The organism is Stenotrophomonas sp. YJH_SMC_131, from assembly GCF_059367975.1.
Genome location: NZ_JCAFRJ010000002.1, coordinates 616,149 through 636,653, shown reverse-complemented (window position 1 = coordinate 636,653; position 20,505 = coordinate 616,149). Strand labels below are relative to the sequence as shown.

Here is a 20,505-nt window from a genome sequence, read left to right as displayed (position 1 = left end):
CGACGACCGTCCCGCTGCTTCAAACCGGACCACCCGGCCGGGCCACGTAGACGACCTCCCCGTAGTTCTGTCGCTGCCGTTTACCGCGGCGCGTCCCGCTGTTTGATATGTGTGGAATCGCGCCGATCCCGGCGTGTCTGGCGCCTTGGGGCTCCGTGGCGTTGGCCCGGCGAACCCGGTGCCGCGACTGGTCCGTTGCAATCCTGATCTCCATTAGATGACTTCCGAACTCGCGCTCGACGCGAACCCGCCAACCCGGCCGCCCGCCCCCCAGCAGCAGGAAATGCCGCTGGCCGTGGTGCATGGGCAACCGGTCCTGCAGATTCCGCAGGACCTGTACATCCCGCCGGACGCGCTGGAAGTCATCCTGGATGCCTTTGAAGGCCCGCTGGACCTGCTGCTGTACCTGATCCGCCGCCAGAACCTGGATGTACTGGACATTCCCGTTGCCGAGATCACCCGGCAGTACGTGGAGTACATCACCGTGATGCGCGAGCTGCGCTTCGAGCTGGCGGCCGAATACCTGGTGATGGCCGCGATCCTGGCCGAGGTGAAGTCGCGGATGCTGCTGCCGCGCCCGGTCAGCGAGGAAGGCGATGAAGCCGACCCGCGCGCCGAACTGGTGCGCCGGCTGCAGGAGTACGAACGCTTCAAGCAGGCCGCCGAGAACATCGACGCCCTGCCCCGCCAGGACCGCGATACCACCGTGGCACATGCCTTCATGCCCGAACGTGCCACGGTGAAGCTGCCGCCGCCGGTGGACCTGAAGGAAATGCTGCTGGCCCTGCACGACGTGCTCAAGCGTGCCGAGCTGTTCAGCGGCCACGCCATCAAGCGTGAGGCACTGAGCGTGCGGCAACGCATGGGCGAAGTGCTGGGACGCCTGGAAGATGGCAAGTTCTATCGTTTTGAAGGGCTGTTCACCGCCGAAGAAGGCAAGCTGGGCGTGCTGGTCACGTTCCTGGCGGTGCTGGAGCTGGCCAAGGAACAGCTGCTGGACATCGTCCAGGAAGAACCGCTGGCGCCGATCTACGTGAAGTCGCTGGCGGCCGGCAACACCAATGCCCCGCTGCAGTTCAGCAGCGAGTTCGACGACAACGACGACGACGCCAATGCAGACGAGTGAGCGCTGACTGCCGATGGATCAATCGCTGATCAACCGCATTGTCGAGGGTGCCCTGCTGGCTTCCAGCCAGCCGCTCACCCTGGCCCAGCTGAAGGACCTGTTCCCGGAAGAGGAACCGGCACCGCCGGGCAGCATCGAACGTGCGCTGGAACGCCTGCGCGAGGCCTGCGAAGGCCGCGGCGTGGAACTGGTCGAGGTCGCCTCCGGCTTCCGCTACCAGGTCACCGGCGAAGTGCATGGCTGGATCAGCCGGCTGTGGACCGAACGCAAGACCCGCTACACCCGTGCCACCCTGGAAACCCTGGCGCTGATCGCCTACCGGCAACCGATCACCCGCGGCGAAATCGAACAGGTGCGCGGCGTGGCGGTCAGCAGCAACATCATCCAGGCGCTGGAAGAACGCGAGTGGATCCGCGTGGTCGGCCACCGCGACGTGCCCGGCAAACCGGCGCTGTTCGGCACCACCAAGGGCTTCCTGGACTACTTCGGGCTGAAGCGGCTGGACGAACTGCCGCCGCTGTCGGAGCTGAAGGACCTGGGCGAGCTGGAACCGCAGCTTGCCCTGGACCGCGATGCGCCGGCCGTCGCCGGTGCCGAGGGTCCGGACATCTCGGCCGGCGCCGATGGCGCTGCCGCGAACGATGATGCCAGCCTGGCCGGCAGTGACACCCCCGATTCCGCCGATGCAGCCCCTGCGTCGGCCACCGATGAGCAAGCACCTTCGCCCCTCGATGATGGGCACCCCGATTCCGCGCCGGGCGAGCGCGCGGTGCCCCTGAACGAACGCGAAGACAACGCCGTCGCGATGACGACCGTGGCTGTTGACCAAGCCGATTCCGAACCAGAGGCCGACCTCGAAACCGTCGGCCGGAGCAAAACTGATGAGTGACACCCCCCGTAACAAGCTCTCGCTGAAGCGCGAAGCCACCTCCGAACAGTTCAAGCTGGAAGAACGCCTGCACAAGGTGCTCGCCCAGGCCGGCCTCGGCTCGCGCCGCGCGCTGGAACAGCGCATCGCCGAAGGCCTGGTCAAGGTCAACGGTGAAGTCGCGCAGACCGGCATGTCGGTCAAGAGCGGCGACAAGATCGAACTGGATGGCCGCGGCTTCGTCGCCACCGCCCTGGCCGAGCCGTCGCGCGTGCTGGTCTACAACAAGCCGGAAGGCGAAGTGACCACCCGCGATGATCCGGAAGGCCGCCCGACCGTGTTCGAGTCGCTGCCGCCGCTGAAGGGCGCGCGCTGGATCGCCATCGGCCGCCTGGACATCAACACCACCGGCCTGCTGCTGGCCACCACCGACGGTGAGCTGGCCAACGCCATGATGCACCCGTCGTTCGAGGTCGAGCGCGAGTACGTGGTGCGCGTGCGTGCGCCGGAAGGCGAGGAAAAGGTCTCTGACGCCATCGTCGACCGCCTCACCCGTGGCGTCGCGCTGGAAGACGGCCCGGCCAAGTTCGATGAGATCGAACGCATCGGCGGCACCGATTCGCACGACTGGTTCCGCGTCGTGGTGAAGGAAGGCCGCAACCGCGAAGTGCGCCGGCTGTGGGAGTCGCAGGGCTGCCAGGTCAGCCGCCTGAAGCGCACCCGCTATGGCAAGGTGAGCCTGCCGCGCGAACTGGCCCGTGGCCATTCGGTGGAACTGGGCACCACGCAGGTTGAAGCCCTGCGCGCCCAGCTGAAGCTGGAAGAAGGCGCACCGTCGGCACTGACGCTGCAGCCGGTGATCGGCCAGCGCCGCGCGGCCAAGACCACCGTGCGCGTGCGCGAAGGTGGCCGTGGCAACGCCTACGTCAACGGCCACAACACCGCCGACGAAGGCCGCGAGCTGCGTCGTTTCGACAACGTCCGCGAAGACCGCGGCCGTGGTCGCGGCGGCAAGGGTGGCGGCTTCAAGGGCGGCCTGACGGTCAGCGGTGAAGCGGCAGCCAAGCAGTCGCAGAAGCCGTTCAAGCAGCGCGCCCAGAAGAATGATCGTTCGCTGCCGGAAGGCAATCCGGCCGCGTTCCGCACCTGGTACGTGCCGGATGGCGTGAGCACCGGCCCGAGCGGCCATCGCAACGCCGGCCCGGGCGCACGCGGCCCCGGTGCCCGTGGTCCGGGTGCAGGCGGCCAGGGCCGTCCGTACGGCAAGCCGAAGGGCCCGGGCGCAGGCGCCGGTGGCGGCCAGGGCCGTGGCGGCTTTGGTGGTGAAGGCCGTGGCGGCGCAGGCGGCCAGGGTCGTCCGGCCGGTGCGGGCAACCGCTCGCAGGGCCAGGGCAACAAGCACCCGTACGGTCATCCGGGCAACGCGCCGAGCTTCCCGTCCGACCACGCCACGCCGGGCTTCAACCCGTATGGCAGCCCGAAGCCTGCACAGGGCGCCCGTCCGGGCGGTCGCGGTCCGGGCGGTGGCAACCACCGTGGCCCGGGTGGTAACCGTGGCCCCGGTGGTCCGGGTGGCAACCGAGGCCCGGGCGGCCCCGGTGGCAACCGCGGTCCCGGCGGCCCGCGCCGCAGCGGCCCGCGCGGCGGCTGATCGGCAGCCACGTTGAAATGCAGAACCCCGGCTCCGGCCGGGGTTTTTCTTTGAAAAGGGGACGGAGGGGATTAAGTCGTTTTCGCCACGCTGTGCGTCGAAGGGCGAAAGCGACTTAATCCCCTCCGTCCCCTTTTGCGTGGCGCTGGAAAGCGGCGGGCGTGGTCCCGGTCATGCTGCGGAAAAAGGCGATGAACGGACTCTCGGCGGAAAAACCAGTGTCCTGCGCAACGTGCCCGATGCGATGGCCAAGCAGCAGCAGCTCCATGGCGCGCATCAGGCGCCATTGCTGGCGCCAGGCCTGGTAGCCCATGCCGGTGTCGCGTTGCATCAACCGGCCGACCGTGCGCACGCTCAGGCCCGCACGCGCAGCGAGCTCACCCAGTTCAGGCGGCAACTGCTCGGCCAGCGGCAGGCAGCGCGCGATGCGTGGATCGCGTGGCAGCGGCAGGTCCATCGGCGCCACCGGTGCGGCGGCGATCTCCAGCACGCACAACGCCAATTGATGGTGCGCGCGCGGCGCCCGCCAGTCACGGTCGAACGGCGCCTGCGCGATCGGTTCCAGCAATGCCTGCAGCAGGGGACCGACGCCGATGATCGCCGGCTGCTGCGGCAGCCGTGCCGACAACGTGGCATCGAAATACAGCGAGCGGTAGTCCACGGCCTGGCGCATCTGTGCGCGATGGCGCAGGCCGCCGGGAATCCATGCCGCGCGCGAGGGCGGCAGCAGGCTGATGCGGTCGCCGAAGGTCAGCCGCGTGCAGCCCTGCCGGGTGTACAGCAACTGCGCGCGCGCGTGCTGGTGCCAACCCGAATCATGATCGGCCAGCGACGACGCGATGCCCAGCACCGGTGCGCTCCAGGCATCCGCATCGAAGTGCGCATCCGGTTGCAGCCACGCCATGTCCGATTTCATCTATTTGCTGGCCGGACCGACAGAGTGCGCCACTACGCCGGCCACCACAATACGCGGCCCTGTTTGCGGAGCACCCGCATGTCGCGTCGCCTGTTGTTGCTCACCATCGCGCTGCTGATGTTCCCCCAGTTGGCGCAGACCCTGTACAGCCCGGCCCTGGCCGACCTCGCCGGGCGCTTCGCACTGCCCCCCGGCGCCGCCAGCCAGGCCATGAGCCTGTACCTGTTCGGTTTTGCTGCCGGTGTCCTGCTATGGGGACGGCTGGCCGACCATGTCGGTCGTCGCCCTGCCCTGCTCTGCGGCCTGGCCGTGTTCGTACTGGCCGCCTGCGGCGGCCTGCTGGCCAGCACGTTCGGCCAGGTCCTGCTGGCGCAGGCACTGGCCGCACTGGGTGCGGCGGCGGCCTCGGTGGTAACCCAGACCGTACTGCGCGACCACCTGAAGGGTCCGGCGTTGGCGCAGGCGTTCTCGTGGATCGGCGTGGCGCTGGCCTTGAGCCCGGCGATCGGGCTGGCACTGGGTGTGCTGCTGGTGGACAGCCATGGCTATGCCGGCGTGCAGGCCGGCCTGCTGCTGATGGTCAGCCTGCTGATGCTCGGATGCGCAACGGGCCTGCGCGAGAGCCGCCCTGCGAAAGTCGCGCACACCCCCATGCTTCCACTGTTGTGGCAACTGCTGCGTGATCGCTGGATCTGGTCACAGGCGCTGCTGGTGATGGCGTTCAACGTGGCGATGTACAGCTGGTACGCGCTGGGCCCGTTCGTATTCGAACGCCTGCACTGGCCGCTGGCCTGGTTCGGTGCCAGCGGCGCGCTGCTGGCGCTCGGCTCGGCGCTGGGTGCATGGGGCAATGCTCGCCTGCTGCGCGCAGGCGTTACCTCCGCCACGCGCATCCGGCTCGCCGCAGGGCTGGTGCTGGCCGGTGGGCTGTTGGCTGCCTTGCTGCACAATCAGCCGGCACTGGTCGCGGCGATGGTACCGGTGGTGGCCGGGTTCGGCCTGGCCATTCCCAATGTGCTGGGCCAGGCCCTGCGCGGATACCCGCACTGCCTGGGCAGCGCGGGCGCCCTGTTCGGCCTGCTCTACTACCTGTTGATCGGCGTGGCGATGGCCGTGGTCGGTGCACTGCAACTGCTGGCACCGACACTCATCGTGTGCGGCCTGCTTGCCCTGTGGCTGCAGCGGCCGGCACGGCTCAGCGCCGGCTGATGGTGAAGGCGGCGCCGTCCACGCCCAGATCCCAGCCCTTGCCGGTGCCGGACAGGGCCAGCGAGATGTCGCCCTTGGTCATCACCTGCGCGTTGCTGGACTTCACGGCACCCGCATGCGCGCCAACCGAGGCGTAGGTGCCCAGCAGCTCGTCGACGCTGACGGCGCCGGTGAAGCTGCCACGGCCATTGGTGATCTTCGACTTGCCCACGGTCAGGCCGCCGCCCTTCACTTCGATACGCACCGGCAGGCTGGTGCCGTTGCTGCAGCTGACCGTGCCGTTGCCGGAAGCGGTCTTGTAGATCAGTGACCAGCCGGACAGGTTGTAGCGCAGCTGGCAATCGAGGTTGCCGGCGGCGTGCGCGGCCGGGGCCAGCGTGGCAGCGGACAGGGCCAGCAGCAGGGCGAAGGGCTTGTTCATGGCAGGACTTCCAGTTCGGTCGGACTGCCGGCGAATCTAGCAGCGCGCGCGTGCACGTTGGATGCAGGCGCGCGCGCTGCGTGGCAGGCATTCAGCCGCCGTCGTGCTGTTTCAGGCCTGCTCGTCCAGATGGAAGGCATCAGCATCGAGCATCGCCGGGAAACGCGCGCGATGTGCAGCCAGTGCTTCGGCCGAAATGGTGGTGGTCACCACCTGTTCGCGTTCGCGGATCTCCACCTGCGGCTGGCCGAGGAAGTCGATCACCGCGCTGTCGCCGGCGTAGTGCAGCTGGTTGCCGTCCACGCCGACGCGGTTCACCGCCGCCACGAAGCACAGGTTCTCGATCGCCCGCGCACGCAGCAGGGTCTTCCATGCATAGGCGCGCGCCGACGGCCAGTTGGCGACGAAGATCTGCAGGTCGAAATCCAGCTGCTGCGGGCGTTCGACGTTGTAGCGGTTGCGGCAGAACACCGGGAAGCGCAGGTCGTAGCAGACCTGCGGATTGATCCGCCAGCCCTTCCATTCCACGCTCAGGCGCTCACGGCCGGCGGCATAGCGCTCGTGCTCACCGCCGTAACGGAACAGGTGGCGCTTGTCGTAGTACTGCAGGCCGCCCTCTGGCGTTGCGAACAGCAGGCGGTTGTAGACGCCGTTGCCCTCGCGCAGCTGCACGCTGCCGATCACCGCCGCGTTCAGGGCCTGGGCCTGTTCGCGCACCCAGGCCACGGTCGGGCCGTCCATGCCTTCGGCCTGGGCAATGGCCTCGTTGGAGAAGCCACTGGTGAAGGTCTCCGGCAGGATCACCAGGTCGGTGGTGCCGGCCAGCGGTGCCAGCAGCGCGCCGTAGTAGGCGCGGTTGCCGGCCGGGTCATGCCAGCGGGTGTCGCCCTGGACGAGGGAAATGCGCAGGTCCTGCATGTCCGTGTCTCCGCTCACAGCAGGCGCAGGCGTTCGATCGCCGCGTCCATGGTCGCTTCGTTCTTGGCAAAGCACAGGCGCACCAGGCGCTGGCCGGCCGGCGGAGTCTCATAGAACGGCGACAGCGGAATGGCGGTGACGCCCTTCTCGATGGTCAGCCACTTCACGAACTCATGGTCCGGCAGGTCGCTGATCGCCGAATAGTCGACCAGCTGGAAGTAGCCACCCGGGACCGGCAGCGCTTTCAGGCGGGTGCCGGCCAGCTGCTCACGGAAGCGGTCGCGCTTGGCCTGGTAGAACGCGCCCAGTTCCAGGTGGTGTTCGGGTTCGTCGCGGATCATCGCGGCGAAGCCATGCTGCGCCGGGCCGAAGCTGGTGAAGGTGTTGTACTGGTGCACCTTGCGGAACTCGGCGGTCAGCGCCGGCGGGGCGATCGCATAGCCGATCTTCCAGCCGGTGCAGTGGTAGGTCTTGCCGAAGCTGGAGATGACGAACGCGCGCTCGCGCAGTTCCGGGTAGCGCAGCGCCGATTCATGGCGGCGGCCGTCGTAGATGATGTGTTCGTACACCTCATCGGAGATCAGGTAGATCTGCGTGCCGCGCAGCAGTTCGGCCAGCGCCTGCATGTCCTGCGCCGACAGCATCGCACCGGACGGATTGTGCGGGGTGTTGACGATCAGCATGCGGGTGCGCGGGGTGATCGCTGCGCGCACGCGGTCCCAATCGACCGCGAACGTCTGCGGATCGAGCGACACATGTACGGCCCTGGCTCCGGCCAGGTCGATCGCCGGTTCGTAGCAGTCATACGCCGGGTCCAGCACGATCACTTCCTCGCCGGCACGCACCACGGCGTGGATGGCGTTGAAGATGGCCTCGGTGCCACCGCTGGTGACGGTGATCTCGCTGTCCGCATCGACCTGCGCGCCGTAGCAGTCCAGCACCTTCTGTGCGATGGCCTGGCGCAGCGGCGCCACGCCGGTCATCGGCGGGTACTGGTTCAGCCCGGCGGCCATCGCCCTGGCGGTCTCGTCGATCAGGCGCTGCGGCGCCGAAAAGTCCGGGAAACCCTGGCCCAGGTTGACCGCGCCGTGTTCGGCGGCGAGCTGGGACATCACGGTGAAGATCGTGGTACCGACCTTGGGCAGCTTGGTGGTGGGTTGCATCGGCCTGGGCTGTGGGGGAACAGACCTGCGAGTTTACGCAATCCGCGCGTCGGTAGTGCCGGCCGCCGGCCGGCAACCTCGGCTGGCAGATGGCGAAATTGCCGGCCAGCGGCCGGCACTGCCATCGGCATTCACCGCTACAATTGCCGCCGCACTCCGGCATGAAGACCTTTGCCCCTTGAACACCCCTGCATTGCTGGCTGCCAGCGGCCTGAGCTTCTCCCGCAATGACGAGCCGGTGTTCGGCCCGCTGGACTTCCATGTGGACGCCGGCGAAGCCCTGCTGGTGCAGGGCGGCAATGGCGCCGGCAAGACCACCCTGCTGCGCGTGCTGGCCGGCCTGGCCCGGCCCGGTGCCGGCCAGGTGCGGATCGACGGCAAGCCGGCCAGCAATGCCGAGCGCGCGCGCTATGTCGCCTACCTCAGCCACCTGCCAGCGCTGAAACCGGACCTCGGCACGCTGGAAAACCTGCATTTCCTGTGCGGCCTGCACGGACGGCGTGCGCGGCAGATGCCTGGCAACGCGCTGGCCATCGTCGGCCTGGCCGGTTATGAGGACACCCTGGTACGGCATCTGTCGGCCGGACAGAAGCGGCGGCTGGCACTGGCGCGCATCTGGCTGTCGCCGGCACCGTTGTGGCTGCTGGACGAACCCTATGCCAACCTCGACCTGGAGGGCATCACCCTGGTCAACCGGATGATCTCGGCGCACCTGCGCGCCGGCGGCGCTGCGCTGGTCACCACCCACGGTGCCTATGCCGCACCGCCGGTGCGCACCCGCCAGCTCGACCTCGGCGGTGCCGCGTGATCGCGCCGGGCACCGAACCGGGCCTGTGGCAGACCGCAGGCGCCCTGCTCAAGCGCGACCTGCGCCTGCTCTGGCGCCGCCGCGGCGATGCGCTGCAACCGCTGCTGTTCGCGGTGCTGGTAGTGGTGCTGTTCGCCCTGGCCCAGGGCCGCGAACCACAGCTGTTGGCCGCCACCGCCGGTGCAGTGCTGTGGCTGGCCGTGCTGCTGGCCGGACAGCTGTCGCTGGATTCGCTGTTCCGTTCCGACGCCGAGGATGGCTCGCTGGAACAATGGCTGCTGGCGCCGGTGCCGCTGGCCTGGCTGGTGCTGGTGCGCGTGCTGCTGCATTGGGCCACCACTGCGCTGCCGCTGATCGTGGTCAGCCCGCTGCTGGCCGAAATGCTGCATCTGCCGCATGACCAGCTGCCGATGTTGCTGGCATCGTTGCTGCTGGGCACGCCGTTGCTGAGCCTGATCGGTGGCGTGGTCGCCGCGCTGACCGTAGGCATCCGACGCTCTGGTATTCTCGTGGCGCTGCTGTCGTTGCCGCTGTACGTGCCGGTGCTGGTGTTCGGCGCAGGCAGCCTGGCGGCAGCCGGACGCGGACAGGATCCGGTCGGTGCGCTGCTGATGCTGGGCGCCGGCCTGCTGGTCGCGCTGGTGCTGGCGCCGCTGGCCACTGCCGCTGCAATACGTATTTCTCTGAGTTGACCGAGCTGAGAGCCAATCCACCCCTGCTGGATAGCCGCCACGCATGAATCCGATTGTCCGCTGGTTCCACCAACTCGGTTCGCCCCCCACGTTCGACCGTTTCGCTGCCCGCTGGTCGCGGGTGTTCTACCTCGCGGCGGTGCCGGTGCTGCTGGTCGGCATGTGGCAGGCGCTGCTGGTGGTGCCACCGGAAGCCAAGCAGCTGGACAGCTTCCGCATCCTCTACATCCACGTGCCCAGTGCCTGGATGAGCCTGTTCGTCTTCGCGCTGATGGCGCTGTATGCGGCCATCGCACTGGTCTGGCGGATCAAGGTCTGCGAGATCCTGGCCATGGCCTGCGCGCCGATGGGCGCCGGCTTCACCCTGATCACCCTGTTGACCGGCAGCATCTGGGGCAAGGGCACCTGGGGCACCTGGTGGGACTGGGACCCGCGCATGACCAGCGAACTGGTACTGCTGTTCCTGTACCTGGGCGTGATCGGCCTGTACCACGCCATCGAGGACCGCCGCAGCGCCGCGCGCGCCGCTGGCCTGCTGGCCATTGTCGGTGTCAGCCTGCTGCCGGTGATCCGCTACTCGGTGGACTGGTGGGGCGGCCTGCACCAGCGCCAGTCGATCAACGTATTCGGTGAATCGGCGATCAGCAGCGCGATGATCGCGCCGCTGTGGTGGATGGTGATCGGCACCAAGTTCTGGTTCGCCGGTTCGGTGCTGGCCAAGGCCCGCGCCGACAATCTCGACCGCGAGGCCGGCAAGGCCTGGGTCGGCGGCCGCGTCGATGCCGGACGCCCGGCCCGGGAGGCCCAGCCATGACCCACCTGCCCTATGTGATCGGTGCCTACGCGGTGTTCGTGCTGGTGCTCGGCGCCGATGCCATCGGTTCGTGGCTGCGCCTGCGCGTGGCGCGCCGGCTGGCACTGGCCCGCCAGCAGCGCCAGCAGACCCGCGCCGGCAGGCAGGACGCAGCGACGCCGTTGTCGACGGAGCTGGAACGATGACCCCGGTACAGCGCCGCCGCCTGGTGTGGGTGCTGCTGGCCCTGCTCGCCTCCGGCCTGGCCACCGCACTGGTGGCGATGGCACTGGAGCGCAACATCGCCTACCTGTACACGCCGTCGGAAGTGCTGCGCGGCGATGTCGATGCACAGTCGCGCTTCCGCCTCGGTGGCATGGTGGTGAAAGGTTCCTTCAACCGACCGGTCGGCTCGCTGGAGGCGCGCTTCGAGGTGACCGACGGCGACGCGCAGCTGGCGGTGACCACGTCGCGGATCCTGCCGGACATGTTCGCCGAAGGCACGGCGGTGGTCGCCAGCGGCCGCCTGCAGGACGGCACCTTCGTCGCCGACGAGGTGCTGGCCAAGCACGATGAGAAGTACGTGCCGAAGGAAGTGGCCGACAAGATGGGCGACGCCCATCGCAAGCACGACGTGCCGATGACGGCACCCGAGGTGCGCTGAGTGCTGCCCGAACTGGGTCAGATCCTGCTGCTGTGCGCGTTGCTGGCCTCGCTGCTGCAGGCCGGCCTGCCGCTGGTCGGTGCGCATCGCAACAACACCGCGTGGATGGCGGTGGCACGGCCGGCCGCGTTCGCACAGCTGCTGTTGCTCGCCGGCGCTTTCGCGGTACTGACCGCCGCGTTCGTGCAGCAGGATTTTTCGGTGCGCTACGTGGCCGAGAACTCCAATTCGCTGCTGCCGATGGTCTACCGCTACTCGGCGGTCTGGGGCGCGCACGAGGGCTCGCTGCTGATGTGGGCGCTGGTGCTGGCGCTGTGGACCGGCGCGGTGGCGCTGTTCTCGCGGCACTTGCCCGCACCGGTGCAGGCGCGCGTGCTGGCGGTGATGGGCGTGGTCAGCGTCGGCTTCCTCGCCTTCCTGATCTTCACCTCCAACCCGTTCCTGCGCCTGAACCCGGCACCGCTGGAAGGCCGCGACCTCAATCCGCTGCTGCAGGACCCGGGGCTGATCATCCATCCGCCCATGCTGTACCTGGGCTATGTCGGCTTCGCGGTGCCGTTCGCCTTCGCGGTTGCCGCACTGCTGGAAGGCCGCGTCGACGCACGCTGGCTGCGCTGGACGCGGCCATGGACCAACGTCGCCTGGGGCTTCCTGACCCTTGGCATCGCGCTGGGCAGCTGGTGGGCCTATTACGAGCTGGGCTGGGGCGGCTGGTGGTTCTGGGACCCGGTGGAGAACGCCAGCTTCATGCCGTGGCTGGTCGGTGCGGCATTGATCCATTCGCAGGCCGTCACTGAAAAGCGCGGCACCTTCGGCAGCTGGACCCTGCTGCTGGCGATCGCCGCCTTCGCGCTGTCGCTGCTGGGCACGTTCCTGGTGCGCTCCGGCGTGCTGACCAGCGTGCATTCGTTCGCCGCCGATCCCTCGCGCGGCTTGTTCATCCTGGCGTTCCTGTCGGTGCTGGTCGGTGGCAGCCTGCTGCTGTACGCGCTGCGTGCCAGCCAGCTGAGCGTGGATGCCGAGGACCCACGCCGTGGCTTCACCGCCACCTCGCGCGAGACCCTGCTGCTGGCCAACAACCTGCTGCTGGCCACCGCCTGCGCGATGGTGCTGCTCGGCACGCTGTACCCGCTGCTGGCCGATGCGCTGTCGCTGGGCAAGATCTCGGTCGGCCCGCCCTACTTCGGCAGCCTGTTCCTGCTGCTGATGGCACCGATGATCCTGCTGCTGCCGTTTGGCCCGCTGGTGAAATGGCAGCGTGACCAGCCCTCGCGCGCCTTCGCGCTGCTGGCACCGTGGCTGGGCCTGGCGCTGCTGCTGGGCGCGCTGGCCTGGTGGCAGGCGCCGCAGAACGGCTGGAAGGCCGGCATCGGCGTGGCCGCTGCGGCCTGGGTCGCGCTCGGCACCGCACGCTTCGTCTGGCAGCGCCTGCGCGGCAATGGCCGCTTCACCGCCGAAATGCTCGGCATGATCGTCGCCCACGCCGGCATTGCCGTGTTCCTGGCCGGCGCGCTGCTGGTGGAGGCGCTGAACGTGCAGCGCGAAGTGGCGCTGGCACCGGGCCAGCAGCTGGTGGTCGGTCGCCACGAAGTGCGCTTCGAAGGCGTGGACCATCGCGAAGGCCCCAACTTCATCGCCGACCGCGGCCGCCTGCGCGTGTTCCGCAACGGCCGCGAGCTGGCCCTGCTGCACCCGGAGAAGCGCCAGTACGCCAGCGGCGGCCAGGTGATGACCGAGGCCGGCATCGATGCACGCTTCAATGGTGATGTCTACGTGGCATTGGGCGAGCCGCTGGGCAACAATGCATGGGCGGTCCGGGTGCACATCAAGCCGTACGTGCGCTGGATCTGGCTGGGCGCGCTGTTGATGGCCCTGGGCGGATTCATCACCGCCGCCGATCGCCGTTTCCGTCGTCCGTAGGAGTTCCCATGTCCGAGTCCCCCACCCCGCGTCCCTCCCGCCCGCTGCCGCCGGTAGCCATCGTGATCGGCGTGCTGTTCTTCTTCGGCCTGCTCGGGCTGATGATCTACGGGGTGATGAAATCAGGCGATCCGCAGCGCGACGTACTGCCGTCGGCACTGATCGACAAACCGGCGCCGGCATTCGCGCTGCCGGTGCTGCACGACCCGGAAATGATCGTGCACAGCGACGACCTGCGCGGCGCGCCCTACCTGCTGAACGTGTGGGGCAGCTGGTGCGCGGCCTGCCGCGAAGAACACCCGGTGCTGACCCGCTTCGCGGAAAGCAAGCGTGTGCGCGTGATCGGCTACAACTGGAAGGACGACCCGACCGACGCGCTGCACTGGCTGGAACAGCTGGGCAACCCGTTCATGGTCGTGCTCAGCGATGTCGAGGGCCGTACCGCGATCGACTGGGGCGTGACCGCCGCACCGGAAACCTTCCTGGTCGATGGCAGCGGCATCGTGCGCTGGAAGTACAGCGGTGCGATGACCCAGCGCGTGGTCGACGAGAAGCTGATCCCGGCGCTGCAGAAGATCGAGAAGGCCCAGGGCAGTGCCGGCAACACCCTGCATACGGCGCCCTGAACCCATGCGCTGGCTGCTGGCGTTGCTGCTCCTGATGCTGCCGCTGGCCGCGCTGGCCCAGCAGCCGCTGCACGATCCGCAGCCGCTGCAGTTCCGCGATGACGCCGAGGAACGCCGCTTCCATGACCTGGCCGCGCAGCTGCGCTGCGTGCAGTGCCAGAACCAGTCGCTGGCCGATTCGAACGCGCAGATCGCCCAGGACCTGCGCCGCGAGGTGCTGCAGCTGATGCAGCAGGGCCACGACGACGCACAGATCAAGCAGTTCCTGGTCGCGCGCTACGGTGAGTTCGTGCTCTATCAACCACCGTTGCAGCCGGGCACCTGGCTGCTGTGGGGTGGCCCCCTGCTGGTGCTCGGCGCCGGTGCACTGGTAGTGCTGGGCATCGTCCGCCGACGTGGACGCACCGTCGGCGCGGCGCCGGCCGGCAAGGCCGATGAAGGAGACGAATGGTGAACCATTGGCTGCCGATGCTGGCCGGGCTGGTCGCCGCGCTGATGGCAGCGCTGGTGCTGTGGCCACTGCGCCAGCGCGGTCGGCGCGGTTTCGTGGTCGGCGTGCTCGCGCTGGGCGTGGCCGGTGCCTGCCTGTATCTGCTGGTCGGTGACCCAAGGGCGGCACAGGTACAACCGACCCCGTCGGCAGCCACCCTGCGCGATGGCGTGCAGGCCCTGCAGGATGCACTGAAGCGCGACCCTCAGCGTGCCGATGGCTGGGCATTGCTCGGGCGTTCGCAGGCCGAACTGGGCAATGCCTCAGCTGCGGCAGACGCCTTCGCGAAGGCCGCCGCATTGGCACCGGATGACCCGGGCGTGCTGGTGGAAGCCGCGCAGGCGCGCGCGCAGGCTGATGCCGGCAAGCAGTTCGATGACACCGCAATGGCCTGGTTGCAGCAGGCGCGCGCACAGGCTCCCGATGCCGAGCGCGCCAGCTGGCTGCTGGGCATCGCCCTGCGCCAGCGCGGAAGGAACGCCGAGGCCGCGGATGTGTGGAGCGGCCTGCTGCCACGACTGGAGCCGGGTGCCGCGCAGGCGCTGCAGGCACAGATCGCCATCGCGCGCGAGGCCGCTGGCCAGGCGCCCGATGCTGGCGCTGCGGCGCCACCGGCGCTGCTGCAGGTGCGCGTGCAGCTGCCGGCACTGAAGAACGCCGAGTGGCCAGCCAGCACCCAGGTGTTCGTGCTGGCCCGTGCCGTCGGCGGCCCGCCGATGCCGGTGGCCGCTCGCAAGCTGCCGCTGAGCGGATTCCCGGACACGGTCGGGCTGGGCGACGGTGACAGCCCGATGCCGACCGCACCGCTGTCGGCCCATCGCGAAGTGGAAGTGGTGGCACGCATCTCACGCAGCGGCAGCGCCAACCGCAGCGAGGACGACCTGCAGAGCGTTCCGGTGAAGGTAAGCCTGCCCCACGACGGTGTTGTGGAGCTGCGCTTCCCTTGACCTGTAGAGCCGAGCCGATGCTCGGCTGCCCGGCGCCGGCAACTCAACCGCAGCCGAGCATGGGCTCGGCTCTACAGTAGATCCACGCCATGCGTGGATGCGACGGTCCGATCCGCGTCCATCCATCCATGGAAACCAGCGTGTCGCCAGCTCCACATGCAGCCCCGCTAGAATGACTGCATGACCGAATTCATCCCGCCCGGCACCCGCTTCCACGCCCTGCCCTCGCCGTTCCCGTTCAAGCGCGGTGGCGCCCTTCATGGCGCACGGGTGGCTTACGAGACCTGGGGAACGCTGGCCGCTGACGCCGGCAATGCGATCCTGATCGTGACCGGCCTGTCGCCGGATGCGCATGCGGCGGCCAACGAGGCCAATCCTGCGCCGGGCTGGTGGGAAGCGATGGTTGGCCCCGGCAAACCCATCGATACCCGCCGCTGGTTCGTGGTCTGCGTGAATTCGCTGGGCAGCTGCAAGGGATCGACCGGCCCCGCCTCGATCAACCCGGCCAGCGCTGAGCCCTACCGCCTGGACTTCCCCGAGCTGTCGATCGAAGACGGCGCTCGCGCCGCGATCGAAGTCGTGCGTGCGCTGGGCATCGCGCAGCTGGCCTGCGTGGTCGGCAATTCCATGGGCGGGATGACCGCGCTGGCCGTGCTGATGCTGCACCCGGGCATCGCGCGCAGCCACGTCAACATTTCCGGCAGTGCGCAGGCGCTGCCGTTCTCGATCGCGATCCGCTCGCTGCAGCGCGAGGCCATCCGTCTCGACCCGCGCTGGAATGGCGGCCACTACGACGATGCCGAGTACCCCGAGTCCGGCATGCGCATGGCGCGCAAGCTGGGCGTGATCACCTACCGCTCGGCACTGGAATGGGATGGCCGCTTCGGCCGCGTGCGGCTGGATTCGGACCAGGCCGACGACGATCCGTTCGGGCTGGAATTCCAGGTGGAAAGCTATCTGGAAGGCCACGCACGGCGCTTCGTGCGTTTCTTCGATCCCAACTGCTATCTGTACCTGAGCCGTTCGATGGACTGGTTCGACCTGGCCGAGTACGCCGACGGCGACGTGCTGGCCGGGCTGGCGAAGATCCGGGTGGAGAAGGCACTGGCGATCGGCGCCAACACCGACATCCTGTTCCCGGTGCAGCAGCAGCAACAGGTCGCCGACGGCCTGCGTGCCGGCGGTGCCGATGCGCGCTTCATCGGCCTGGAATCGCCACAGGGCCATGATGCCTTCCTCGTCGATTTCGAGCGTTTCGGCCCGGCCGTGCGCGGCTTCCTCGACGCGCTGTAAGTGGCGTGGCGGCGTAACCTCGCGCTGGCCGCCTTCGGCGCGCTGACCGCCTTGATGATCAGCGGTGTGCTGCCGTTGTGGCTGGGTGGCTGGTGCCTGCTGGCCAGTGCGGTGTCGTTCGGCCTCTATGGCCATGACAAGCGCGCGGCGCAGCGAAAGCGATGGCGCATTCCCGAGCGCACCCTGCAGCTGCTGGCCTTCGCCGGAGGCTGGCCCGGCGCGCTGCTGGGCCAGGCGCTGTTCCGCCACAAGCATCGCAAAGCCGCATTCCAGTGGGTGTTCTGGCTGTGCGTGCTGGCCAACGTGGCCTCGATCGCGGTGATGCTGCGCGAGTTCTCCCATTGACCGGCCTGTAGAGCCGAGCCCATGCTCGGCTGGCTTGCTTCCGGAGCCGAGCATGGGCTCGGCTCTACAGTAGATCCACGCCATGCGTGGATGTGCCGACCAAGGTCGGCATCTACCGAAGCACTTCGCGCTCCAACACCCCATCGCGCAACCGGTACTGCGCATCGACCACGCCTTCGGGCAGGTCGTCGTGGGTGATCATCAGCAGGCTGCGCCCGTCCAGCAACCCGGAAAGGTCCTGCAACAGCGCACGTGCGGTATCCACGTCCAGGCCTTCGGTGGGTTCGTCCAGCAGCAGGATCGGCGCATTGCGCAGCAGCGCGCGCGCCAGTGCCAACCGCCGCGCCTGGCCGGCCGACATCGTCGCGCCGTTCTCGCCCACCCAGGCCTGCAGGCCACCGTTGCGCTCGGCCCAGTCGCCCAGGCGCACGCGACGCAGGACCGCCCACAACGCGGCATCACGGGCGTCGGGATCCCCCAGCCGCAGGTTCTCGGCCACGGTACCGGCAAACACCGGTGCGTTCTGCGGAAGCCAGGCCAGCTGGCGGTGCCACTCGGCCTGGGCGACGTCGCGCAGGTCGCGTCCGCCATAGGTGATTCGCCCCTGTTGCGGATCCCACAACCGCAGCAGCAGGCTGGACAGCGTGGTCTTGCCACTGCCGCTGTCGCCACGGATCGCGATGCGTTCCCCCGGCGCCAGGGTCAGCTGCAGGCCGGACAACACCGGCCGCGCGGCACCTGGCCACTGGAAGTGCACGTCATCCCAATGCACGCGCGCCGCCTGGGGTACCGGCTGCGGCGTCTGCGGATCCTCCACCGTCGGCGGTTGTTCGACGATGGTCTGCAGGCGGTCGGCAGCAATGCGCCCGGACTGCAGCGACTGCCAGGCCAGGCCCATGCCGGCCCAAAGTTCGATCAGCGCCACGGTCAGGAAGACGAGGCCCGCGGCCATTTCCGGCGCGATGTGCTGCTGTTCGGCGGCGTGCAGGGCCAACGCCAGCATCGCCACCAGGCCCAGCCCCGCCACCAGGCCGTGCAGGGTCGAGGCCGCGATCAGGCGCCAACGCCGACGACGATCACGCGAGGCCAGCTGCTTGGCGGCCACGCGTACCTTCAGCTGCCAAGCCGCATCGGCATGCAGCGCAGCCAGGTCACCGGCCCCCTCCAGCCCTTCGAATGCAGCGGTGCGCAACGCCGCGCGGTGCGCGGCACGATCGGCCTCTTCGTCGTCATGGCCACGCACGCCCAGCCACGGCACGCCGAAGGCGATCAGCAGCGCCAGCACCGCCAGCAGTACCGCCGCCGAGGGCAGGATCAGCGCTGCCGAGGCAACCGCCACCAGCGACAGCGCGCCCAGCGCCACCAGCGGCCCGATCGCACGCACCAGCAGCCCATCCACTTCGCCGATGTCCCCCAGCAGCCGCGCCAGCAGCTCGCCGGTGCGCGTGGCGCCCAATCGTGCCGGCGCCAGTGGCAGCGCGCGGCGGAAGAACCACACGCGCAGGTCGCGGGCGATGCGCAGCGTGGCATCGTGGCCGACCAGCTTTTCGAAGTAGCGCGACACGATGCGCGCCATGGTCAGGCCACGGATGCCGGCCGAGGGTGAGAAGAAGTTGAAGCCCTGGCCGAGGCCGGCCGCACCGGCCAGCGCGGCCGCCGTGAGGAAACCACCGGACAGGCCCAGCAGCGCCGTGCCGGCCAGCATCGTGGTCCACAGCAGCAGCAGGGTCAGCAACAGGCGCGGCCGGTGCCGCAGGAATATCGCGCGCAGCGAATCAGGCGAACGGCTCATGCGCGCACCGCCTGTGCCGGCTCGACCAGGCGGCCTTCCGGCAACAGCAGGCAACGATCGGCCCAGGCGATCACCGCCGGGCTGTGGGTGGCGACCACTACGCTGCGCCCGCGTGCATACGCGGCCAGACTGCGCAGCAGCGCCGCCTCGGTATCGGCATCGAGGAACGCGGTGGGTTCGTCCAGCAGCAGCACCTGCGGGTCGCGCAGCAGCAGGCGGGCCAAGCCGATGCGGCGCGCTTCGCCACCGGACAGGCCGAAACCACGCTCGCCGATCACCGTATCCAGCCCCTGCGGCAGGCGCTGTGCGAACTGCAGTACCTGCGAGGCCTCGGCCACCGCGCGCAGGCGCGCATCGCTGGCGCCGGGATCGGCCAGGCGCAGGTTGTCGGCGATGCTGCCGTGGAACAGGTACGGTCGCTGGCTGGCATAGGCCACCTGCACGCCGGGGCGCAGCTGCAGCTTGCCGGCACGCGGCGGCAACCAACCGGCCAGCGCCTCCAGCAGCGTGCTTTTGCCGGACCCGCTGGGACCGACCAGGGCTAGGCGCTGGCCCGGCTCCAGCAGCAGGTCCAGATCCCGCAGCACATCCTGCGGCGCCCCCAACGGGCGCAGTACCAGCCCTTGCGCCTGCAGTGGCGGCAAGGCGGCCTCGGCCGGCTCCACCGCCAGTGGCGCAACCTCGTTCTCGATCAGGCCCTGCTCGTCCGGCAGCGACTGCAGCAGGCGTTCCACTTCGGCGGCGGCGGCCAGTGCATTGGCGCGATCATGGTAGTGCGCAGCCAGCCGTCGCAGCGGCGCATAGAACTCCGGCGCCAGCAGCAGGCAGAACAGGCCCGCACCCAGCGTCGGCACCGCTGCATGCAGCGACATCATGCCCAGATAGCTCAGGCCCAGGTACAGCGCCACCATCGCCACGCTCACCGAGGCGAAGAATTCCAGCACGGTGGACGACAGGAAGGCGATGCGCAGCACCTTCAGGGTGCGCACGCGCACGCCTTCGGCGGCGGCCTCGATGCCGGCCAGTTCGGCTTCGCCGCGGCCATACAGGCGCAGCAGGCCCAGGCCCTTGATGCGGTCGGCGAAGTGGCCGCTCATGCGCGCCAGCTCGCCCAGCTGCGCGCGCCCGGCGGCTTCAGCACCCCAGCCCACCAGCATCATGAAGAACGGCACCAGCGGCGCGGTGAACAGCAGGATCAGCGCCACCACCCAGTCCACCCAGGCGACAGCGGCCAGGATCAGCAGCGGCACCACCACCACTTCGGTGCGCACCGGCAGGAAGCCGCTGTAATAGCTCTCGATCGCATCACCGTGATGCAGCATCAGTTCGCCCAGTTCACCGGTGCGGCGCTGCCGCAGCCAGAGCGGGCCCTGGCCCAGCAGGCGCGCGAACACGCGTTCGCGCAATGCCAGCCGGGCGGCGTCGGCCACGTCACCGGCGGCGGCCTGGGTGGCGCTGCCCAGCAGGGTGCGCAGCACCAGGATCACCGCCAATCCCGCCAGCACCGGCAGGCCAGAGGCCAGCGGCACGCGCTCCACCAGCACCTGCTGCACCAGCCAGGCGATGGCGGCAGCCTGCCCGATCAACAGCGCGCCGGACAGGCTGATGCACAGCGCGGCCAGGCGCTGGCGGCCCCGGGCGGAGCGTGCCAGGTCGGCCAGCCAGGCCGTGCGCACACGCCGCTGGCGGGCGGTTTCAGCATCCGGGGACAGGCCGTCAGGGGTCGTTTCGGCAGCGCTCAAGAGGTCTTCACGGGCAGCGGGGGAGACACGGCATTGTAGGCGCAGGCAATAGCCCGCCCCTGCGGCCGGCGGTCGCAGTCTTCATCAGGTTGGCATACGATCAACCGGGGCACCTGTTCAT

The 20,505-nt window shown here is 69.0% G+C and carries 21 protein-coding genes; 15 read left to right on the top strand and 6 right to left on the bottom strand.

Annotated elements, in window-relative coordinates; genetic code table 11:
* Positions 1–217: 217 nt before the first annotated feature.
* Genes AC5P56_RS06735 through AC5P56_RS06725 form a run of 3 tightly spaced genes read left to right on the top strand, consistent with a single transcriptional unit; the run spans position 218 to position 3,645 of the window.
* On the top strand, positions 218–1,126 hold the full coding sequence (locus AC5P56_RS06735; protein ID WP_014647754.1) for a segregation and condensation protein A: 909 nt from the start codon (positions 218–220) through the stop codon (positions 1,124–1,126).
* A gap of 13 nt (positions 1,127–1,139) precedes the next feature.
* The gene (gene scpB, locus AC5P56_RS06730) at positions 1,140–2,015 is read left to right on the top strand and encodes an SMC-Scp complex subunit ScpB (protein ID WP_014647755.1); all 876 of its coding nucleotides are present in this window, start codon (positions 1,140–1,142) and stop codon (positions 2,013–2,015) included.
* A complete protein-coding gene (locus AC5P56_RS06725) occupies positions 2,008–3,645 on the top strand; it encodes a pseudouridine synthase (RefSeq protein WP_126411172.1) in 1,638 nt (545 codons plus the stop codon). The genes scpB and AC5P56_RS06725 overlap by 8 nt, the downstream gene beginning before the upstream one ends.
* Positions 3,646–3,760: 115 nt before the next feature.
* Here the strand turns inward: AC5P56_RS06725 and AC5P56_RS06720 are convergent, their stop codons facing one another.
* Positions 3,761–4,549, bottom strand: a complete 789-nt coding sequence (locus AC5P56_RS06720) for an AraC family transcriptional regulator (protein WP_241887532.1) — start codon at positions 4,547–4,549, stop codon at positions 3,761–3,763.
* Between the two features lie 90 nt (positions 4,550–4,639).
* Between AC5P56_RS06720 and AC5P56_RS06715 the strand changes: the two genes are divergently transcribed.
* Positions 4,640–5,770, top strand: coding sequence for an MFS transporter (locus AC5P56_RS06715; protein ID WP_241887530.1), 1,131 nt, complete (start codon positions 4,640–4,642; stop codon positions 5,768–5,770).
* Here AC5P56_RS06715 and AC5P56_RS06710 read toward each other — a convergent pair.
* The 3 genes from AC5P56_RS06710 to AC5P56_RS06700 all read right to left on the bottom strand — a co-directional run bounded on the left by AC5P56_RS06710 (position 5,757) and on the right by AC5P56_RS06700 (position 8,272).
* Entirely contained in the window at positions 5,757–6,191 is a 435-nt protein-coding gene (locus tag AC5P56_RS06710; protein ID WP_241887528.1) for a hypothetical protein, read from the bottom strand. The genes AC5P56_RS06715 and AC5P56_RS06710 overlap by 14 nt on opposite strands.
* 111 nt (positions 6,192–6,302) lie before the next feature.
* Positions 6,303–7,109, bottom strand: coding sequence for an amidohydrolase (locus AC5P56_RS06705; protein WP_241887527.1), 807 nt, complete (start codon positions 7,107–7,109; stop codon positions 6,303–6,305).
* 14 nt (positions 7,110–7,123) lie between these two features.
* On the bottom strand, positions 7,124–8,272 hold the full coding sequence (locus tag AC5P56_RS06700; RefSeq protein WP_032960092.1) for a pyridoxal phosphate-dependent aminotransferase: 1,149 nt from the start codon (positions 8,270–8,272) through the stop codon (positions 7,124–7,126).
* Here AC5P56_RS06700 and ccmA point away from each other — a divergent pair.
* From ccmA to AC5P56_RS06645, 11 genes are all read left to right on the top strand, one after another.
* The gene (ccmA, locus tag AC5P56_RS06695; RefSeq protein ID WP_495202394.1) at positions 8,226–9,080 is read left to right on the top strand and encodes a heme ABC exporter ATP-binding protein CcmA; all 855 of its coding nucleotides are present in this window, start codon (positions 8,226–8,228) and stop codon (positions 9,078–9,080) included. The genes AC5P56_RS06700 and ccmA overlap by 47 nt on opposite strands.
* On the top strand, positions 9,077–9,772 hold the full coding sequence (ccmB, locus tag AC5P56_RS06690; protein ID WP_006456616.1) for a heme exporter protein CcmB: 696 nt from the start codon (positions 9,077–9,079) through the stop codon (positions 9,770–9,772). Before ccmA ends, ccmB begins: the two co-directional genes overlap by 4 nt.
* Positions 9,773–9,815: 43 nt before the next feature.
* On the top strand, positions 9,816–10,586 hold the full coding sequence (gene ccmC / locus AC5P56_RS06685) for a heme ABC transporter permease CcmC (RefSeq protein ID WP_032960090.1): 771 nt from the start codon (positions 9,816–9,818) through the stop codon (positions 10,584–10,586).
* Positions 10,583–10,771, top strand: a complete 189-nt coding sequence (ccmD, locus tag AC5P56_RS06680; protein WP_019660476.1) for a heme exporter protein CcmD — start codon at positions 10,583–10,585, stop codon at positions 10,769–10,771. Before ccmC ends, ccmD begins: the two co-directional genes overlap by 4 nt.
* Entirely contained in the window at positions 10,768–11,229 is a 462-nt protein-coding gene (ccmE, locus tag AC5P56_RS06675; RefSeq protein WP_075076334.1) for a cytochrome c maturation protein CcmE, read from the top strand. Before ccmD ends, ccmE begins: the two co-directional genes overlap by 4 nt.
* The gene (locus AC5P56_RS06670) at positions 11,230–13,149 is read left to right on the top strand and encodes a heme lyase CcmF/NrfE family subunit (RefSeq protein WP_495231502.1); all 1,920 of its coding nucleotides are present in this window, start codon (positions 11,230–11,232) and stop codon (positions 13,147–13,149) included. It abuts the gene before it with no gap.
* Positions 13,150–13,157: 8 nt separating this feature from the next.
* Complete coding sequence (locus AC5P56_RS06665; protein ID WP_014647766.1) at positions 13,158–13,775, top strand: DsbE family thiol:disulfide interchange protein; 618 nt, start codon at positions 13,158–13,160, stop codon at positions 13,773–13,775.
* A gap of 4 nt (positions 13,776–13,779) precedes the next feature.
* Positions 13,780–14,229 (top strand): cytochrome c-type biogenesis protein, encoded by a 450-nt coding sequence (locus AC5P56_RS06660; protein ID WP_005417657.1) that lies wholly within the window; start codon positions 13,780–13,782, stop codon positions 14,227–14,229.
* A complete protein-coding gene (locus AC5P56_RS06655) occupies positions 14,223–15,212 on the top strand; it encodes a tetratricopeptide repeat protein (protein ID WP_495231501.1) in 990 nt (329 codons plus the stop codon). The genes AC5P56_RS06660 and AC5P56_RS06655 overlap by 7 nt, the downstream gene beginning before the upstream one ends.
* A 180-nt stretch (positions 15,213–15,392) precedes the next feature.
* Complete coding sequence (gene metX / locus AC5P56_RS06650) at positions 15,393–16,505, top strand: homoserine O-acetyltransferase MetX (protein WP_032958152.1); 1,113 nt, start codon at positions 15,393–15,395, stop codon at positions 16,503–16,505.
* Complete coding sequence (locus tag AC5P56_RS06645) at positions 16,506–16,850, top strand: DUF1294 domain-containing protein (protein ID WP_014647770.1); 345 nt, start codon at positions 16,506–16,508, stop codon at positions 16,848–16,850.
* A 112-nt stretch (positions 16,851–16,962) separates the two neighbouring features.
* On the opposite strand, the gene cydC is transcribed toward AC5P56_RS06645, so the two are convergent.
* Positions 16,963–18,642, bottom strand: coding sequence for a thiol reductant ABC exporter subunit CydC (gene cydC, locus AC5P56_RS06640; protein ID WP_049442417.1), 1,680 nt, complete (start codon positions 18,640–18,642; stop codon positions 16,963–16,965).
* Positions 18,639–20,384 (bottom strand): thiol reductant ABC exporter subunit CydD, encoded by a 1,746-nt coding sequence (cydD, locus tag AC5P56_RS06635; RefSeq protein WP_049442416.1) that lies wholly within the window; start codon positions 20,382–20,384, stop codon positions 18,639–18,641. The genes cydC and cydD overlap by 4 nt, the downstream gene beginning before the upstream one ends.
* Positions 20,385–20,505: the final 121 nt, after the last annotated feature.

What these genes read in the sequence shown, in the direction of transcription:
- AC5P56_RS06735 (WP_014647754.1), top strand. Translation starts at nt 218, where the DNA reads ATGACTTCCGAACTCGCGCTCGACGCGAACCCGCCAACCCGGCCGCCC.
- scpB (WP_014647755.1), top strand. Translation starts at nt 1,140, where the DNA reads ATGGATCAATCGCTGATCAACCGCATTGTCGAGGGTGCCCTGCTGGCT.
- AC5P56_RS06725 (WP_126411172.1), top strand. Translation starts at nt 2,008, where the DNA reads ATGAGTGACACCCCCCGTAACAAGCTCTCGCTGAAGCGCGAAGCCACC.
- AC5P56_RS06720 (WP_241887532.1), bottom strand. Translation starts at nt 4,549, where the DNA reads ATGGCGTGGCTGCAACCGGATGCGCACTTCGATGCGGATGCCTGGAGC.
- AC5P56_RS06715 (WP_241887530.1), top strand. Translation starts at nt 4,640, where the DNA reads ATGTCGCGTCGCCTGTTGTTGCTCACCATCGCGCTGCTGATGTTCCCC.
- AC5P56_RS06710 (WP_241887528.1), bottom strand. Translation starts at nt 6,191, where the DNA reads ATGAACAAGCCCTTCGCCCTGCTGCTGGCCCTGTCCGCTGCCACGCTG.
- AC5P56_RS06705 (WP_241887527.1), bottom strand. Translation starts at nt 7,109, where the DNA reads ATGCAGGACCTGCGCATTTCCCTCGTCCAGGGCGACACCCGCTGGCAT.
- AC5P56_RS06700 (WP_032960092.1), bottom strand. Translation starts at nt 8,272, where the DNA reads ATGCAACCCACCACCAAGCTGCCCAAGGTCGGTACCACGATCTTCACC.
- ccmC (WP_032960090.1), top strand. Translation starts at nt 9,816, where the DNA reads ATGAATCCGATTGTCCGCTGGTTCCACCAACTCGGTTCGCCCCCCACG.
- ccmD (WP_019660476.1), top strand. Translation starts at nt 10,583, where the DNA reads ATGACCCACCTGCCCTATGTGATCGGTGCCTACGCGGTGTTCGTGCTG.
- ccmE (WP_075076334.1), top strand. Translation starts at nt 10,768, where the DNA reads ATGACCCCGGTACAGCGCCGCCGCCTGGTGTGGGTGCTGCTGGCCCTG.
- AC5P56_RS06665 (WP_014647766.1), top strand. Translation starts at nt 13,158, where the DNA reads ATGTCCGAGTCCCCCACCCCGCGTCCCTCCCGCCCGCTGCCGCCGGTA.
- AC5P56_RS06660 (WP_005417657.1), top strand. Translation starts at nt 13,780, where the DNA reads ATGCGCTGGCTGCTGGCGTTGCTGCTCCTGATGCTGCCGCTGGCCGCG.
- AC5P56_RS06655 (WP_495231501.1), top strand. Translation starts at nt 14,223, where the DNA reads ATGGTGAACCATTGGCTGCCGATGCTGGCCGGGCTGGTCGCCGCGCTG.
- metX (WP_032958152.1), top strand. Translation starts at nt 15,393, where the DNA reads ATGACCGAATTCATCCCGCCCGGCACCCGCTTCCACGCCCTGCCCTCG.
- cydC (WP_049442417.1), bottom strand. Translation starts at nt 18,642, where the DNA reads ATGAGCCGTTCGCCTGATTCGCTGCGCGCGATATTCCTGCGGCACCGG.